14 protein-coding genes are annotated in these 17,157 nt (G+C 68.3%); 5 read left to right on the forward strand and 9 right to left on the reverse strand.

The features are described 5' to 3' along the window. The 6 genes from IEY60_RS34820 to IEY60_RS34845 all read right to left on the reverse strand — a co-directional run. Positions 1-820 (reverse strand): AMP-binding protein (locus IEY60_RS34820; protein WP_189034816.1); only part of this gene is annotated, 820 nt, incomplete at its 3' end. Between the two features lie 72 nt (positions 821-892). Further along, positions 893-2,527, reverse strand: a complete 1,635-nt coding sequence (locus IEY60_RS34825) for a monocarboxylic acid transporter (RefSeq protein ID WP_189034817.1) — start codon at positions 2,525-2,527, stop codon at positions 893-895. After that, entirely contained in the window at positions 2,524-2,880 is a 357-nt protein-coding gene (locus IEY60_RS34830; RefSeq protein ID WP_189034818.1) for a DUF485 domain-containing protein, read from the reverse strand. Before IEY60_RS34830 ends, IEY60_RS34825 begins: the two co-directional genes overlap by 4 nt. A gap of 228 nt (positions 2,881-3,108) precedes the next feature. Then, complete coding sequence (locus IEY60_RS34835) at positions 3,109-4,863, reverse strand: sodium/solute symporter (RefSeq protein ID WP_189034819.1); 1,755 nt, start codon at positions 4,861-4,863, stop codon at positions 3,109-3,111. A 38-nt stretch (positions 4,864-4,901) separates the two neighbouring features. After that, positions 4,902-5,267, reverse strand: a complete 366-nt coding sequence (locus IEY60_RS34840; RefSeq protein WP_189034820.1) for a hypothetical protein — start codon at positions 5,265-5,267, stop codon at positions 4,902-4,904. Continuing rightward, the gene (locus tag IEY60_RS34845) at positions 5,264-6,061 is read right to left on the reverse strand and encodes a LytR/AlgR family response regulator transcription factor (protein ID WP_189034821.1); all 798 of its coding nucleotides are present in this window, start codon (positions 6,059-6,061) and stop codon (positions 5,264-5,266) included. The genes IEY60_RS34840 and IEY60_RS34845 overlap by 4 nt, the downstream gene beginning before the upstream one ends. Positions 6,062-6,187: 126 nt before the next feature. Here IEY60_RS34845 and IEY60_RS34850 point away from each other — a divergent pair, with 126 nt between their 5' ends. Both IEY60_RS34850 and IEY60_RS34855 read left to right on the forward strand, forming a co-directional pair. Continuing rightward, entirely contained in the window at positions 6,188-6,685 is a 498-nt protein-coding gene (locus tag IEY60_RS34850; RefSeq protein ID WP_189034822.1) for a GNAT family N-acetyltransferase, read from the forward strand. A 34-nt stretch (positions 6,686-6,719) separates the two neighbouring features. Continuing rightward, positions 6,720-7,166, forward strand: a complete 447-nt coding sequence (locus tag IEY60_RS34855) for an NUDIX hydrolase (protein WP_189034841.1) — start codon at positions 6,720-6,722, stop codon at positions 7,164-7,166. Between the two features lie 13 nt (positions 7,167-7,179). On the opposite strand, the gene IEY60_RS34860 is transcribed toward IEY60_RS34855, so the two are convergent. Beyond that, positions 7,180-8,361 (reverse strand): sensor histidine kinase, encoded by a 1,182-nt coding sequence (locus tag IEY60_RS34860; protein ID WP_189034823.1) that lies wholly within the window; start codon positions 8,359-8,361, stop codon positions 7,180-7,182. 296 nt (positions 8,362-8,657) lie between these two features. Here IEY60_RS34860 and dnaE point away from each other — a divergent pair, with 296 nt between their 5' ends. Next, positions 8,658-12,242: a DNA polymerase III subunit alpha gene (gene dnaE / locus IEY60_RS34865; RefSeq protein WP_189034824.1), complete on the forward strand. Its 3,585-nt coding sequence runs from the start codon at positions 8,658-8,660 to the stop codon at positions 12,240-12,242. Positions 12,243-12,343: 101 nt separating this feature from the next. Next, positions 12,344-14,188, forward strand: coding sequence for a hypothetical protein (locus IEY60_RS34870; RefSeq protein ID WP_229740397.1), 1,845 nt, complete (start codon positions 12,344-12,346; stop codon positions 14,186-14,188). Positions 14,189-14,320: 132 nt separating this feature from the next. On the opposite strand, the gene IEY60_RS34875 is transcribed toward IEY60_RS34870, so the two are convergent. Continuing rightward, positions 14,321-14,944, reverse strand: coding sequence for a hypothetical protein (locus tag IEY60_RS34875; RefSeq protein WP_189034825.1), 624 nt, complete (start codon positions 14,942-14,944; stop codon positions 14,321-14,323). After that, on the reverse strand, positions 14,941-15,159 hold the full coding sequence (locus IEY60_RS34880; RefSeq protein WP_189034826.1) for a hypothetical protein: 219 nt from the start codon (positions 15,157-15,159) through the stop codon (positions 14,941-14,943). The genes IEY60_RS34875 and IEY60_RS34880 overlap by 4 nt, the downstream gene beginning before the upstream one ends. Positions 15,160-15,331: 172 nt before the next feature. On the opposite strand from IEY60_RS34880, the gene treZ reads away from it, so the two are divergent. After that, positions 15,332-17,083, forward strand: coding sequence for a malto-oligosyltrehalose trehalohydrolase (gene treZ / locus IEY60_RS34885; RefSeq protein WP_189034827.1), 1,752 nt, complete (start codon positions 15,332-15,334; stop codon positions 17,081-17,083). Positions 17,084-17,157 lie beyond the last annotated feature (74 nt).

Consider the following 17,157-nt stretch of genomic DNA (forward strand, 5'->3'; position numbering starts at 1 on the left):
TGGGTTTTCCGGTGGTGCCGGAGGTGTAGAGGATGAACAGGGGGTGTTCGGCGGGGAAGGGTTGTGCTTCGTGCGAAGGCGAAGCGAGAGAGACGGTTTCGTCCCACCACAGATCGCGGACCTCGGTCCACGGCACATCCAGGCCCGTGCGCCGCACCACCAGCACATGCTCGACCGAGGACGGATCGTCGCCGAGTGCCTCGTCGACCGCCGACTTCAACGGTGCCGGCTTACCGCGCCGCCACTGCCCGTCGGTCGTGACGATCAACCGCGCCTGCGCGTCGTCGACCCGCTGACGCAGCGCCGTCGGCGAGAAGCCCGCGAACACCACCGAATGGGTGAGACCCAAACGCGCACAAGCCAACATGGTCACGATCGCCTCGGGAACCATCGGCATATACACCGCGACCCGATCACCCGCCACCAGCCCGAGCGCGGTGAAAGCGTTGGCAGCCCGCGAGACGTCGTCGAGCAGCTCCTGATAGGTGATGTCGCGGGAATCCCCGGGCTCACCCTCCCAGTGGATGGCCACCTGATCGCCGTGCCCGTCGATGACATGCCGGTCGACGCAGTTGTAGGCGACATTGAGCTCGCCGTCGGCGAACCAGCGCGCCACCGGCGCATCGCTCCAGTCCAGGACCTGGGTGAACGGCTTGTGCCAGTGCAGCCGGTTCGCCTGCTCGGCCCAGAAACCGTCGCGATCGGTCAGCGCCCGCTCGGCGAGCGTGGCATCGGCATTGGCCTGCGCGACGAACTCCGCGGCGGGCGGATAAGCGGTCGCGTGGTCGGGTCGGGTGGGGTCGGTGACTGCACCGGTCACAAGAAATCTCCTTCGAACAACAGGGGTAACGCCCGGGCCGGTGGGGTCACCACCGGCCCGGGCAGGACGGCATCAGTGCGAGATCGCCTTCTCCGCACCGACACCGGTAAGCGAGCGAACTTCCATCTCCGCGGCCTTGGCGGTGTCGACCTGCTCGCCGCGGCCACCGAGATAGGTGCCGACGATGCCGAGCGCGAAGGCCAGCGGGATCGACACGATGCCCGGGTTGGACAACGGGAACCAGTGGAAATCGGTCCCGGTGATCATCGAGGTCTTGGTGCCCGACACCGCCGGGGAGAACACGATGAGCACGATGGTCGAGATCAGGCCGCCGTACATCGACCACAGCGCGCCGGTGGTGTTGAACCGCTTCCAGAACAGCGAGTACAGGATCGTCGGCAGGTTCGCCGCCGCCGCCACCGCGAACGCCAGCGCCACCAGGAACGCGATGTTCTGGCCGTTGGCCAGGATGCCGAGGCCGATCGCGAGCACACCGATCACCACGGCGGTGATCCGTGAGACCCGCACCTGCTTGCGCTCGTCGACATTGCCCTTCTTGATCACGCTGGCGTAGATGTCGTGGGCGAACGACGCCGAAGCGGTGATCGTCAGACCGGCCACGACGGCGAGGATCGTCGCGAACGCGACCGCCGAGATCACGCCGAGCAGAATCACCCCGCCCAGCTCGAACGCCAGCAGCGGAGCCGCCGAGTTCTGGCCACCCGCCGCGGCGAGGATCTTGTCCGGGCCGACGATGGCCGCCGCGCCGTACCCGAGCACGAGGGTGAACAGGTAGAACGCGCCGATCAGACTGATCGCCCAGACCACCGAGCGCCGAGCCTCTTTCGCCGTGGGCACGGTGTAGAAGCGCATCAGCACGTGCGGCAGACCCGCGGTGCCCAGCACCAGCGCCAGACCCAGCGACAGGAAGTTCAGCTTCGAGGTTTCGCTGCCGCCGTACTGGGCGCCCGGCGCGAGCACGTCACGGGCGGCGACGGCCTTGTTCGCCGACTCGCTCACCGATTCCTGTGCGGCTCCGAGGATGTCGGAGAAGTTGAAGCCGAACTTGGCCAGCACCAGCACCGTCATCAGCGCGGCGCCCGCGATCAGCAGCACCGCCTTGATGATCTGCACCCAGGTGGTGCCCTTCATACCGCCGACCAGCACGTAGACGATCATCAGCACGCCGACGATCGCGATCACGACCGATTGCCCCGCACGAGACGAGATGTCGAGCAGCAGCGCGACCAGCCCGCCCGCGCCCGCCATCTGCGCGAGCAGGTAGAACAGCGACACCGTCAGGGTGGTCAGCGCGGCCGCGGTGCGCACCGGGCCTTCCTTCAACCGGAAGCTGAGCACGTCGGCCATCGTGAATTTGCCGGTGTTGCGCAGCATTTCGGCCACCAGCAGCAGCGCGACCAGCCAGGCGACCAGGAACCCGATCGAGTACAGGAACCCGTCGTAGCCGTAGACGGCGATCGCGCCCGCGATACCGAGGAAGCTCGCCGCCGACAGGTAGTCACCGGCGATGGCGATGCCGTTCTGTGGACCGGAGAAGCCGCGGCCGCCGGTGAAATAGTCGGCGGCACTGGCATTGTTGCGGCTGGCCCGGATCACCACGACCATGGTGACCACGACGAACAGCGCGAAGATGGCGATATTGGCGATGGGGTTGCCCACCGTCGTATCCGCGGCGAGCACGCTCATGCGCGACCCTCCTCGAGAGATTCGCGGATGGCCGCGGCGCGCGGGTCCAGCTCACGATTGGCGAAACGGACGTAGAGCCCGGTGATGAGGAACGTGGAGACGAACTGCCCGAGGCCCAGCAGCAGACCCACGTTGATGTTGCCGAAGACCTCGGTCGCCATGAAGTCGTGCGCGTACGCGCCGAGCAGCACATAGCTCAGGTACCACACCAGAAACAGCGCGGTCATCGGGAAGACGAAGCGGCGCAGGCGGTTGCGCAGATCCTGGAACTGCGGGCTCGCCTGCACGGCGAGCCATTCGTCGGCACTCGGCGTGCGCCGGTCGGGCGCTTTTTCGGTGTCGGTTTCGGTCATGCTGCGTCCTTCTGTGCATGCCCGAGAGGCCCTACGTGGTTACGCAGGCTGCCTCCTTCGGGCCTTGACTCGGTCATGCGGTGTGGTCCTAGCGTGAGGAGTGTCGTGCGTGGGATGACCGTAGGACGTCGAACGTGCGCGCATGATGGTGTGGCGTGGGTCACTCGGTGAAGGTGGTCGCTCGTGCGGTGAACGGTCGCTGTGGCGCGACGAACGGTCAGCGCAAGATCACCGGTGGGCGGCGGTTTCCGGGTCGCGGTCGGCGCTCATGCCGAGTCGTTCCGGCGCGTGCATGCGCAGGAATATCCCCGCGATCGTCCGTGTGTCCTGACCCTTCGTCAGAAGGCTGACCAGGATCGTCACCGCGAACGCCAGCGGCACACTGACCGCGCCCGGATAGTCGACGATCGCCGACGCCCAGCCGCCGGCCAGCTCGGGGGATACCCCGCCGAGCACCGCGAGCACGGTCGCGCCGCCCGCGGTGATACCGCCGGTGAGCAGCCCGCTCGCCGCGCCCGCCGCGGTGAGCCCGCGCCACCAGATGCCGAGTACCAGCAGTGGGCACAGGGTCGAGGCGGCCACCGAGAACGCGAGTGCGACCGTGCGGGACAGGTCGAGGGAAGCGACGGTCAGCGCCAGTGTCAGCGGGACGAGCCCGGCGACGAGAGCTGCGGCGCGGAAGTCGCGGATCCGGCCGCGCAGCACGTCGGTGCTGAGCACGCCGGCGAGGCTGACCAGCAGACCCGAGGAGGTGGACAGGAACGCCGCGATCGCACCCGCGGCGGCCAGGGCGGCGAGCAGTTGCCCGCCGAGTCCACCGAGCACCGCGCCCGGCAGCAGGACCACCGCGGCGTCGGAGGCGCCGGTGATCAGCAATTGCGGCACGTAGAGGCGGGCGAAGACGCCGAGCAGGATCGGGAACAGATAGAACAGGCCGACCAGCCCGATCACGGTCAGCGCGGTCCGGCGGGCCGACGGACCGTCCCGATTGGTGTAGAAGCGGACCAGCACATGCGGCAGACCCATGGTGCCGAGGAACGTCGCCACGATCAGCGAGAACACCTGGTACTGCGGATGTTCGCCACCGAATCCGCCACCCGCCGCGACCCAGCTCGCACCGTCGGCGGGCGCACCGGCGACCACCGGGACCGCCGATCCCGGTTCGAGGATCAGTTCGGTGCCTGCCGCCAGGGTGTGGTTGCCGGGCGTGAGCAGGACCGGTCCGTCCTCGGTGCGCCTGTCGAGGGTGCCGGTGACGGTCACCTGCTGCGAAACATCCAGGTGCACCACCACATCGGTGGAGATGTCGACCGTGGTGCGCTGGTCGACCAGCGGTGGCGCCGGGGTGCCGACCGGCCGTTCGTCGGCGAGGAAGTGCAGGCCGAGTACCAGCGCGGGCACCGCCACCGCGGTCAGTTTCAGCCAGTACTGGAAGGCCTGCACCAATGTCACCGACCGCATGCCGCCGCCGATCACATTCGCGAGCACGATCGCCCCGACCGCGACTGCCCCCACCCAGTGCGGCGCCCCGAGCAGGATGTGCAGCGTCAGCCCGGCGCCCTGGAACTGGGGGATCAGGTACACCGCGCACACCAGCACCACGAGCCCGGCGGCCATGCGCCGCAACCGGATCGAGCCGAGGCGGAATTCCGCGAAGTCTGGGACGGTGTAGGCGCCCGATCGGCGCAGCGGTGCCGCGACGAACATCAGCAGTCCCAGATATCCCGCGGTGAAGCCGACCGGGTACCACAGCGCGTCGGCACCGTACTTGGCGATGAGCCCGGCGACACCGAGAAAGGAAGCAGCGGAGAGATATTCGCCCGAGATCGCGGCCGCGTTCCAGCGTGAACCTACCGTGCGTGAGGCGACCAGGAAGTCGGACGTTGTGCGCGACAGGCGAACTCCGTAGAACCCGATCCCGACGGTGGCGAGTGCGGCCAGCAGGAGAGCGGCGATGGTGAGCGCGGGGTTGTCGGGACTCATCGGGAGCTTCCGTCCCGGGGACTGCGGTGGGCCATCGGTCAGTCCCCGGCCAGTTCCAGGAAGTCGTCCTCGTTGCGTTGGGCCAGCCGCACGTACGCCCGGCCGACCGCGTAGAGCGCCGGAAAGGCCAGTAGCCCGAGGACGAGCCAGGGCAGGCGGATACCGGCGACCGTCGTCTCGGCGATCGCGTCGATGCTGAACAGCACGGGTAGCGCTCCGAACCCGGCGACCACGACCAGACCGAGGCGCAGGGCCAGACCCAGCTGCGCCCGGATCAGTCCGCCGATCAGCGCCGCGCCGAGATCGGTCTGCTCGACAACCTCGGTGCGGGTGCGCACCTGACGTGCACCGCGCCGCTGCGCCAGCACCACCCGTTCCCGTGGTGGCCGCTGCGGACCCGTCACCGCTGCGACCAGTTCTGTCGCGGACCGTGCACCAGCCGCTGCTTGAGTTCGCGTACCTGACGCCGGCTCACCGGCAGTTCCACCGCACCGGCCGCCCCCTCGGCACGCAGGCACACCACCGTGCCGGTACCGGCACTGCGCAACCCGGTGACCAGCCGCAATGCCACCAGGTACGACCGGTGCACGCGCAGGAATCCGGCGTCCTCCCACCGTGATTCGAGCGCCGAGAGCGGGATCCGCACCAGATGTGAGCCGGTGCCGGTGTGCAGCCGTGCGTAGTCCCCGTCGGCTTCGACCCAGGCGACATCGGCCCGGTTGACCAAGGTGGTGACCCCGCCGAGCTCCACCGGAATCACCTCGCTCGGATGCGCGGGCTCCGGCGGTGTGGCGGCCTGCACCGACACCCTGGCGGCGACGATTCGCCGCACCGCCTCGGCCAGCCGCGCCGCCCGCAACGGCTTCAGCAGGTAATCCACCGCGCCCAGATCGAACGCCGCCACCGCGTGATCGTCATGCGCCGTCACGAACACCACCGCGGGCGGCTCGGCGAACTCCGACAGAATCCCCGCCAGCTCCATCCCCGTGAGCCCCGGCATATCGATATCGAGAAACACCGCATCGATCGGGTGCGCCCGCAACAACCGCAACGCACTCGTCGACTCACCCGCCCGATGAATCTCCCCGACCCCGCTCTGGGTACTCAGCAGATACACCAGCTCGTCGAGCGCCGGCTTCTCGTCATCGACGGCGAGCACTCGCAGAGCGGTCGGGGATTCATCGGTGTTCCAGGTCACAGCCTGTCCATGGTAACCGTCGCCCCAGATCACCGAGAACGGTATCCTCCCGAGTTCACCCGGCAGATCCCTCCGCCCGATCGGCGGCCGCACGACCTGCCGCAGCGTCGAGGAGGGGCGACACCGGTGATCACCATCCGGCCCAGAAACGCCGAGGACCTACCGTCCTGCGTCGCGGCTCTGCGTGAGGTGCACGAGGCCGACGGCTATCCGGCACTGTGGCCCGAGAACCCCGCCGCCTGGTTGTGCCCGGTCAAACAGATCGACGCCCGCGTCGCCGAGTCGAACCACACCATCGTCGGACAGGTCGGAATAGGCGACAGCGTCCTCCCCACCGAGATTCATGCCGCGATCCCCGATACCGAACTGATCTCGGTAATCCGCCTGTTCGTCATCCCGTCCCACCGCCGCCTCGACATCGGCCGCCAACTCCTCGCCGCCGCCGTGAACATGGCCGACCAACGCGCCCGCCGGGCGGTCCTCTCCGTGGAAGCCGGTGGCACAGCCGCACTTTCGCTGTACGACAGCGCAGGCTGGAAGAAGATCCACAGCGGTCCGGGAGGCTGGACGACCCCGGACGGCAGACCGGCAGTCCTGCACTATTTTCTGAGCCCGAGCCGATAGTGGAACCATTTCTGCGTCTGGTCATGAGGTGAAAATGCTGGAACCGAGAATTCGCGTCGCCGGGTATGTGGTTCGGGATCGGGAGGTTCCGGAACTTCTTGTCTTCGACCATGTCGGTATGCCCGAAGCGGGGACTCAGATTCCGGCCGGTGGGGTTCGCCAGGGGGAGGAGCTCGAATCAGCTGTTCTTCGGGAGATCGCCGAGGAGACGGGGCTGGTCGGCGTTTCCGTTGTGGAGCCTATGGGTGTGGACCGTCGACCGCATCCGGGTACGCAACAACCTCGCTGGACCACCTATTTTCATCTTCGGGCACCGGCGGATTCGGCCGATGCCTGGGTGCATCGAGTCGTCAGTGACGACGAGGACAGTGGACTGGTATTCGCTTGTCGCTTCGTGCCGTTGCCGCTCGATATCGCGTTGGTGGATCACCAGGACGCTTGGTTGAACCGGATCGTCCTTCCAGAGGGATTCCGGAGCTGACGACGAACTGACATCAGGCGCGGATTCCGGCTCGGAATTTCGGTACCCGCATGCTGACTTTCGTGCCCGCGCCGGGGGCGGTGTCCACGACCAGGCCGTAGTCGTTGCCGAAGGCGGCGCGGAGGCGGTCGTCGACGTTGGCGAGGCCGACGTGGGCGGCTTCGCCGGTGCGGGCGGGGCCGGTGTCGGTGTCGACGGCGTCGAGGGCGCCCGAGCGCAGGAGTTCGGGGTCCATGCCGATGCCGTCGTCCTCGACGCTGATCAGGCAGTCGGTGCCCTCATCGCTGGCGACGATGCTCAATTGGCCGCCGCGACCGCCGCCGCCGAGGCCGTGCCGGACCGCGTTCTCCACCAGCGGCTGCAGCGCCAGGAACGGCAGCACCACGCCGAGTACTTCCGGCGCGATCTGCAACCGCACGTCGAGTGCGTCGCCGAAGCGGGCCTGTTCCAGGGCGAGGTAACGCTCGATATTGCGCAATTCGTCGGCGAGGACGGTGAATTCGCCTGCGGCGCGGAACGAATAGCGGGTGAAGTCGGCGAATTCGAGGATGAGTTCGCGGGCCCGGTCGGGATCGGTGCGGACGAACGAGGCGATCGTATTGAGCGCGTTGTAGATGAAATGCGGACTGATCTGCGCCCGCAGCGCCCGCAGTTCGGCTCGGTCGACCCGGGCCCTGGAGGCGTCCAGCTCGGCCAGCTCCAGCTGCCCGCACGCATACCGGGCGACCTCACCCGCCGCCCCGAGCATGCCGGGCCCCGGCTTCCCGGTGGTCACCATCCCGAGCGCCCCCACCGCCGCCCCCGTCTCGATCAGCAGCGGCTGCGCGATGAGCGAATGCTCGTCTCCACCGACCAGCACCGCCCGCTCGTCGGCGATCGCCCGCCGCGCCGCCTCGGCGAAGGCATCGGCCATCCCCGTATGCGCCCCATCCCATGCCAGCAACGTCGCCTCCGCATCCACCACGCCCAGCGCCTCGGCCCCGGCCAGCGCCCGCAGATGCGGCGCCGCCTCCCGTGCCGCCTCCGCCGTCAACCCCCGCCGCAACGGCACCGCGGCCAGCGACGCGGTATGCAACGCCTGATGAACGGCGCGCTGGGCAGGGGTGGTCACGACCCGCTGGGTCCGCCGCCACACCAACCACGCGGTGATCAGGACGATCACCACACACGCCAGCACCACTGCCGTGGTCGTCACCGTGCGCTCCCGTCTGCCCGTGTCATCAACCGGCCATCATGAATCCACAGCGGCCGGAAACTTCTCGCCACCCGGTGCGGACATCCGCCGATTATCGCCGCAAGCCGACGCGGTGCGCCGGTGATCGCCGACGGGCGGCCGCGCGCCGGGCACAACGCCGAGAAACTGGCGGAAAACGGACGTTGCCCAGGACTCGCCGGTGACCTTCGACACGACACGCCGGACCGGGCCGAGGCGGGGGCCGGGCGCCCGTGTGGCACGGGAAAAGTTGTCGGACCCACGTGCCTAGAATGCCAATGCCAACCCCCGTCGACACCCTGGGAGGAAGGACCGTCTTGGCCTCGTCCGGATCGTTCGTTCACCTGCACAACCACACCGAGTACTCCATGCTCGATGGTGCGGCGAAAATTTCGCCGCTGTTCGCGGAGGCGGAACGGCTGGGCATGACCGCCGTCGGCATGACCGACCACGGCAACATGTACGGCGCCTCGGAGTTCTACAACTCGGCCAAGAAGGCGGGCATCAAGCCGATCATCGGCATCGAGGCCTACATCGCGCCGGGTTCCCGGTTCGACACCAAGCGCGTGCAGTGGGGTGATCCGGGGCAGAAGAGCGACGACGTCTCGGGTTCGGGTGCCTACACCCACATGACGATGGTCGCCGAGAACGCGACCGGCCTGCGCAACCTGTTCAAGCTGTCGAGCCTGGCCTCCATCGAAGGTCAGCTGGGCAAGTGGGCGCGCATGGACGAGGAGATCATCGCCCAGTACGCCGAGGGCATCATCGCCACGACGGGCTGCCCGTCGGGTGAGGTGCAGACCCGGCTGCGCCTCGGTCACGAACGCGAGGCGCTCGAGGCTGCCGCGAAATGGCAGGAGATCTTCGGCAAGGACAATTTCTTCCTCGAGGTGATGGACCACGGTCTGTCCATCGAGCGCCGGGTCCGCGAAGGCCTGATCTCGATCAGCCATCAGCTCGAGATCCCGCCCATCGCCACCAACGACTGCCATTACGTCACCAAGGACCAGTCGACCAATCACGAAGCGCTGCTGTGCATCCAGACCGGCAAGACGCTCTCTGACCCGACCCGCTTCAAGTTCGACGGTGACGGCTACTACCTGAAGTCCGCCGCGGAGATGCGCGCCATCTGGGACGCGGAAGTCCCCGGCGCGTGCGACAACACCGAGCTCATCGGTGAGCGCGTGCAGTCCTACGACGACGTGTGGGCCCACCGCGACCGGATGCCGATCTTCCCGGTGCCCGAGGGCCACACCCAGGCCACCTGGCTGCGCAAGGAAGTCCTCGACGGCCTGGATCGCCGCTTCCCCGACGGCCCGCCGCAGGAATACCTCGCGCGTGCCGACTACGAGCTCGGCGTCATCTGCGAAATGGGTTTCCCCGCCTACTTCCTCGTCGTCGGTGACCTGATCCGCCACGCCCTCGATGTCGGCATCCGCGTCGGCCCCGGCCGTGGTTCGGCCGCCGGTTCGCTGGTGGCGTACGCGATGGGCATCACCAATATCGACCCGATCCCGCACGGTCTGCTGTTCGAGCGGTTCCTCAACCCCGAGCGCGTGTCGATGCCCGATATCGATATCGACTTCGACGATCGCCGCCGCGGTGAGATGGTCCGCTACGCCACCGACAAGTGGGGCAGCGACCGGGTGGCTCAGGTGATCACCTTCGGCACCATCAAGACCAAGGCCGCGATCAAGGACTCGGCGCGAGTGCTGTTCGGCCAGCCCGGTTTCGCCATCGCCGACCAGATCACCAAGGCGCTGCCGCCGCCGATCATGGCCAAGGACATCTCGGTCTCGGGCATCACCGACCCGGAGCACGAGCGGTACAAGGAAGCCGCCGAGGTGCGCGAGCTCATCGGCTCCAACCCCGATGTCGCCAAGATCTACGAGACCGCCCGCGGCCTGGAAGGCCTGATCCGCAACGCCGGCGTGCACGCCTGCGCGGTCATCATGTCCTCGGAGCCGCTGACCGACGCCATCCCGGTGTGGAAACGCGCGCAGGACGGCGCGATCATCACCGGTTGGGACTATCCGTCGTGTGAGGCCATCGGCCTGCTGAAGATGGACTTCCTCGGTCTGCGCAACCTCACCGTCATCGGTGACGCCCTGGAGAACATCAAGGCCAACCGCGGCATCGATCTCGACATGGATCACCTGCCGCTCAACGACCCGGCCACCTACGAACTGCTCGCCCGCGGCGACACCCTCGGCGTGTTCCAGCTCGACGGCAGTGCCATGCGCGATCTGCTGCGCCGCATGCAGCCCACCGGCTTCGAGGACATCGTGGCCGTGCTGGCGCTGTATCGCCCCGGCCCGATGGGCATGAACGCCCACAACGACTACGCCGACCGCAAGAACGGCCGCCAAGAGGTCAAGCCGATCCACCCCGAGCTCGAAGAGCCGCTGAAAGAGATCCTCGCCGACACCTTCGGCCTGATCGTCTATCAGGAACAGATCATGCAGATCGCGCAGAAGGTCGCCGGGTACTCCCTCGGCCAGGCCGACATCCTGCGCCGCGCCATGGGTAAGAAGAAGCTCTCGGTGCTGGAGGAGGCCTACGCGGGCTTCCGCGAGGGCATGCTCAAGAACGACTTCTCCGAACCCGCCATCAAGGCGCTGTGGGACACCATCCTCCCGTTCGCCGGCTACGCGTTCAACAAGTCGCACGCCGCAGGCTACGGCCTGGTCTCCTTCTGGACCGCCTACCTCAAGGCCAACTACCCCGCCGAATACATGGCCGGTCTGCTCACCTCCGTCGGTGACGACAAGGACAAGGCCGCCATCTACCTGTCGGACTGCCGCAAGATGGGCATCACGGTGCTGCCGCCGGATGTCAACGAGTCCGAACAGAACTTCGCCTCGGTCGGCAAGGACATCCGCTTCGGTCTGGGTGCGGTGCGCAATGTCGGCGCCAACGTGGTGTCCTCGATCATCGCCGCCCGCAAAGAGAAGTCGAAGTTCACCGACTTCTCCGACTACCTGAACAAGATCGACGCGATCGCCTGCTCCAAGAAGGTCACCGAATCGCTCATCAAGGCAGGCGGTTTCGACTCCCTCGGACATCCGCGCAAGGGCCTGCTGCTGATCCATTCCGATGCGATCGACGCGGTGATGTCGACGAAGAAGGCCGAGGCGATCGGCCAGTTCGACCTGTTCGGCGGCTTGGACGACGGCGACGACTCGGTGGCCTCGGTGTTCAACGTGAAGGTTCCCGAGGACGAATGGGAGACCAAGCACAAGCTCGCCCTGGAGCGGGAGATGCTGGGCCTGTATGTGTCCGGGCATCCGCTCAACGGCGTCGAGCACGTGCTGGCCGCCCAGGTCGACACCCCCATCCCGGCGATCCTGGAAGGCGACGTCAAGGACGGCGCGCAGGTGACCATCGGCGGCATCCTCGCCTCGGTGAACCGGCGCATCAACAAGAACGGCCTGGCCTGGGCATCGGCGCAGCTCGAGGACCTCACCGGTGGTGTGGAGGTGCTGTTCTTCCCGCAGTCCTACTCGGTGTACGGCATGGACGTGGTCGAGGACGCGGTGGTGCTGGTCAAGGCCCGCGTCTCCGTCCGCGACGACCGGATCTCGCTGATCGCCAACGACCTTGTGGTGCCAGATCTTTCGGCCATCGGCGTGGCCAAGCCCGTCTCGGTCGTGATGACGACGCGCATGTGCACGCCCGACAAGATCGGTGAGCTCAAGAAGGTCCTGTCCCGCCACCCCGGCACCTCGGATGTGCACGTCCGCCACGTCGGCGCGCGCGAGAAGACCACCCTGCTCAAGCTCGACGACAGCTGGCGGGTCTCCCCGTCCTCGGCGTTGATGGGTGATCTGAAGGCCCTGCTCGGTCCCGGCTGCCTGGGCTGACCCTCGATCATCGCAGCGGATCCGCCGGGACGAGCCGATCGTGGGTTGCCCCGGCGGGTACTGATCGAAACACCGCGAACGACGGGCTAGCGTCGAGAGACGTGACGACAGCGACTCGACTCGACGCACCACCGCGGCCCGCGATGCCGTCGCGGCCGCGCGTGCCGCCGCGCGCCGTGCTGCTCGTCGCGGCCGGATTGATCGCGCTCCAGCTGGTGCTGCGTAGCTGGGTCGCCGCGTCGGGGTTCTTCTACTGGGACGATTTCATCCTGATCGGCGAGGTGGGCAGGCATCCGCTGTGGTCGGCCGAGCTGCTGTTCACCAGCCACGACGGGCACGTGATGCCGCTGGCGTTCGTGCTGACCTGGGCGGTGACCGCGGTGGCGCCGCTGCAATGGGGTGCGGCGGCGGGCGTGCTGGTCGCGTTGCAATTGCTGGCCTCGCTGGCGGTGCTGCGCTTGGTCGTGGTGCTGCTCGGGACCGGCGCGCGGATGCTGGTGCCGCTGGTCTTCTACCTGTTCGTGCCGTTGACCGTGCCCGCGTTCGCCTGGTGGTCGGCGGCGGTGAACGCGCTGCCGTTGCAGATCGCGCTCGCCTGGGTGAGCGCGGACGCGGTGCTGCTCGTGCGGACCGGGCGCAGGCGCTACGCGGTCTCGGGCGCGGCGGTGCTCGCGGTGGCGCTGCTGTGCTTCGAGAAGGCTGTCGTCGTGCTGCCGGTCGCCTTCGTGGTGGTGGCGCTGCTGGCGTACGTGTCGGGGGACTCGGTGCGCGCGGCCGCCCGCCGCGGCGCCGCGTTGTGGACGGCGGCGGGCGCGGTCCTACTGGCCTGGTCGGCGTTCTTCCTGCTCGTCATCCAGCGCCCACGCGGACTGTCCCGCCCGGAACAACCCACCGCGCTATTGCGGCAAGCACTCTCGGACGGCTTGGTCCCCGCCCTGTTCGGCGGACCGTGGCGGTGGGAACGCTGGCAACCCGCGACCCCGTGGGCGGACCCGCCGGGTATCGCGGTCGCCCTGTGCTGGGCGTTGCTGATCCTGTTCGCGGCATGGACGATCCGCACGCGCCTCCGCGTCGGCATGGTCTGGGCGTGCATGGCCGCCTACACAGTACTGACCGTCGCGCCCGTGGTGGTGCTGCGCGACGGGCCGGGCACCGCGGCGCTATTGCTGCAGTCCATCCGCTACTTCGCGGATTTCGCCGTCATCGGCTGCCTGGGTGTGGCACTGATCCTGACTGCACCTCGCAATACGGGAACTGGCTACCGGGATATTCAACGCAGTGCCGGGCTCGCGGCACAGGCACTTCCGCTGCGGCGTGTCGCAGGCGTGGCGGTCACCGCAATCTTCCTGGTGAGCAGTGTGTTGTCGACCATCACCTTCACCCGGTCGTGGGAACCGAGCCCCGCCCGCACATACGTCACCGGCGTGCGAGCCGCGCTACCGGGCGTGGACGCACCGCTGCTGCCGCAAGAGGTCCCGTGGAATGTGCTGAACCCCCTGGCTTTCCCACAGAACATGACCGACCAGGTGTTCGCCTCGCTCGCCGGGCCCGGCACGTTCGCCCGGTCGACACCGCACCTGCGGATGTTCACCGACGACGGTCGACTTGTCGACGCCCAAGTGTGGTGGAACCGCTCGATCGTGCCCGCCCCCGAACCCGGATGCGACTACCGGGTGGCCGGGGGAGAGGCGGTGCGGCTGCCGCTGGACGGTCCGATGCAGATCCGCGAATGGACCGCCCAGCTCAACTACCTCGCCGATCAGGACGGCACGATCGCCGTGTCGTTCGAGGGTGGCGCCGAAACCGTCGCCGAGGTGCGGGCCGGGCTGCATCCCGTCCATCTCCGCATGCTCGGCGGCGGTTCGGCACTGCGCGTGCGTGCGCTCACTCCCGGCGCCCAACTGTGCTTCGGCGCCGGGCCCGTCGGTGTGGTAGCGCACGACTGACGTTGGCCCGGCTGCGTCGCCCGAGTTGGCAGACACGGGTACGGCTGCCAGGTCACCGCCTCCCGGCCAGACCTCGCGGCCGGACGCCCCGAAAGACGACCGGAACTCAGTTATCCGCCGGTGACAGGCAGGTCAGGCTTCGTCGACCGCGACGGCGGCGATATCACGCAACTGAGTCGCCAGCGGTTCGGTCGCCACCGCAGCGGCCCGCTCCAGCGTCGCGAGATCGGCCACGGTCCGCGCGGCCCGCAGCAGCGCGTCCGCATCCAGACCGCGCAGGCACGCCGTCAGCTGCTCCTCGGTGGCGATCTCGATGATCGAGCCGAGCGTGAGCCAATCCTCGCGGGCGGCGAGTTCGCGACTCACCGCCAGCGACATGTCGACAGGCAACCCCGCGATCAATTCCGCCGACCGCTGCAGATCGAGGAAAGCGGCCGCCCTGGCGAGGAACTCGGGGCGCAACCGTCGCGCCACCGAGATCGCGCGCGGGATATCGAGCACGCTGGCCAGGTGGGCGGTCATCAGCACGCTGTCGTTGTGGGTGGCGACCTTGGCGGCAACGGGGGCCGGCAGCACCCGGACCGCGGCGAGGATCTTGCCGAGACCGTCGGTGGTGGAGTCGAAGAAATAGCCGGTCACCAGCCGCCGGAAGGTGTCGATATCGGCGGCCGGGCGGTCGGCGAGGAAGCTCAGCCGTTCGTCGGGGACGTCGAGCGCGGCGGCGAGCCGGGAGATGGCGACGGCGGACGCGGTCACAGGCCCACCACCTTGCGTACCGCGCCGCGCAGGAAGACGGGCAGGTTGTCGAGGGCGCCGAAGGCATCGGCGGTGAGCGCGTCGATCCGGTGCTGCAGTCCGGCCTCGACCAGTCCGGTCAGGTCGGCGAGCTGCTCGGGGGTCAGCTCGGCGAAGCTCGGTGGCAGCGGGGAATTCAGCAGTCGACCTAGGTCGTCGGCGGGGGAGTCGGTCATCGCGCCCTCCTGGACGGCAGTGTGATCTCGAAAACTCTTCGGCCCCAAGGTAATCGAGCCGATGAACATTCGCCGAGCCGGGCCGGACGGCCCGCCCCGTCCGGAATCGGCTCGGCGGGGCGACCTCGCTGGTCGTCCTGCCTGATCACCGCGCGCATGCGATGCTGGGGCCATGAGGCAGTTTCGGGTGTGGGCGCCGGAGGCGGGGGCGGTGCGGCTGCAACTGGACGGGGTGACACACCCGATGCGCCGCAACGGCGGCGGCTGGTGGTCGGTCAAGGCAGACGCAGGTCAGGGCGCCAGATACGGCTTCGCGATCGACGACGATCCGACGGTCCTGCCCGACCCGCGCTCGCCGCGTCAGCCCGACGGCGTCCACGAACTCTCCGCCGTCCACGACCTCGATCCCGGTGCCTGGACCGATCAGGGCTGGACCGGCAGGCAACTGGCCGGCTCGGTGTTCTACGAGCTGCACATCGGCACCTTCACCCCCGACGGCACCTTCGACGCCGCGATCGACCGGCTCGACCATCTCGTCGCCCTCGGCGTCACCACGGTCGAGCTGATGCCGATCAACGCCTTCGACGGCACCCACAACTGGGGCTACGACGGCGTGCTCTGGTACGCGGTGCAGGAGAGCTACGGCGGACCCGACGGCCTGCAACGCTTCGTCGACGCCTGCCACGCCCGCGGCCTCGCGGTGTGCCTGGACGTCGTCTACAACCACCTCGGCCCCTCCGGCAACTACCTGCCGCGCTTCGGCCCCTACCTCGCCGGGGGCCGCAACACCTGGGGGCAGAGCGTCAACCTGGACGGGCCCGGCTCGGACGCGGTCCGCCGCCACATCATCGACAACGCCCTGTGCTGGCTGCGCGACTTCCACATCGACGCCCTGCGCATCGACGCCGTCCACGCCCTCGTCGACCACACTGCCATCCACCTGCTCGAAGAGCTGGTCGTCGAAACCACCGCCCTGTCAGCACATCTGGGCCGCCCACTCAGCCTGATCGCCGAGAGCGACCTCAACGACCCCCGCCTGATCACGCCCCGCGCGGCGGGCGGCTACGGCCTGACCGGTCAGTGGAACGACGACCTGCACCACGCGGTCCACACCGCCGTCTCCGGCGAACGACAGGGCTACTACGCCGATTTCGGTTCCCTGGCCTGCCTGGCGCAGACCCTCACCCACGGATTCTTCCACGCCGCAACGTATTCCAGCTTCCGTGGCCGCACCCATGGCACGCCCCTGCGCCGCGACCTGATTCCCGGCAGCGCCCTGCTCGGCTACACCTGCACCCACGACCAGATCGGCAACCGGGCCGTCGGCGACCGCCCGAGCGATTACCTGACCCCTGGCCAGCTCGCGGTGAAAGCGGCGCTGGTGCTGCTCTCGGCGAGCACCCCGATGCTGTTCATGGGGGAGGAGTGGGGCGCGCGCACGCCGTTCCAGTTCTTCACCTCGCACACCGATCCGGACGTCGCCGCCGCGACGGCGACCGGGCGCAGGGCCGAGTTCGCCGAGCACGGCTGGGCCACCGAGGACGTGCCCGACCCGCAGGACCCGGCCACCTTCACCCGCTCCAAGCTCGACTGGACCGAGCCGACCCGCGAACCCCACGCCCGGCTGCTCGCCTGCTATCGCGCCCTGCTCACACTGCGCGCATCCAGGGCGGAGTTCACCGACCCCTGGCTGGAACGGGTCTGGGCCGACTACGACGAGGCGCAGCGCTGGTTCGTGCTGCGGCGCGGCCGGATCTCGGTGGTGTGCAACCTGGCCGAGGACGAAGCGGTGATCCCGGTGCACGGCCGGGTTCTGCTCGCCTGGGCGCCCGCCACCGAATCCGGTGCGGGGACACTCATCTCGGGCCACAGTTTCGCCGTGCTCGAAGAAGGTGACGACGCGGGCACCGTGGTCACCGAGTGACACGTCCAGGGCACGGCTAGGGCACGGTCGGTGTTCGACCGTTGCCTAGGCGAACTGACGACCGTACGGTTATA

It is taken from the genome of Nocardia rhizosphaerihabitans, assembly GCF_014646295.1.
Classification (GTDB): Bacteria; Actinomycetota; Actinomycetes; order Mycobacteriales; family Mycobacteriaceae; genus Nocardia; species Nocardia rhizosphaerihabitans.

Excerpts from the sequence above, each read along its gene's own strand:
- IEY60_RS34825 (WP_189034817.1), bottom strand. The coding sequence starts at position 2,527 with ATGAGCGTGCTCGCCGCGGATACGACGGTGGGCAACCCCATCGCCAAT.
- IEY60_RS34830 (WP_189034818.1), bottom strand. The coding sequence starts at position 2,880 with ATGACCGAAACCGACACCGAAAAAGCGCCCGACCGGCGCACGCCGAGT.
- IEY60_RS34835 (WP_189034819.1), bottom strand. The coding sequence starts at position 4,863 with ATGAGTCCCGACAACCCCGCGCTCACCATCGCCGCTCTCCTGCTGGCC.
- IEY60_RS34855 (WP_189034841.1), top strand. The coding sequence starts at position 6,720 with ATGCTGGAACCGAGAATTCGCGTCGCCGGGTATGTGGTTCGGGATCGG.
- dnaE (WP_189034824.1), top strand. The coding sequence starts at position 8,658 with ATGCCAACCCCCGTCGACACCCTGGGAGGAAGGACCGTCTTGGCCTCG.
- IEY60_RS34880 (WP_189034826.1), bottom strand. The coding sequence starts at position 15,159 with ATGACCGACTCCCCCGCCGACGACCTAGGTCGACTGCTGAATTCCCCG.
- treZ (WP_189034827.1), top strand. The coding sequence starts at position 15,332 with ATGAGGCAGTTTCGGGTGTGGGCGCCGGAGGCGGGGGCGGTGCGGCTG.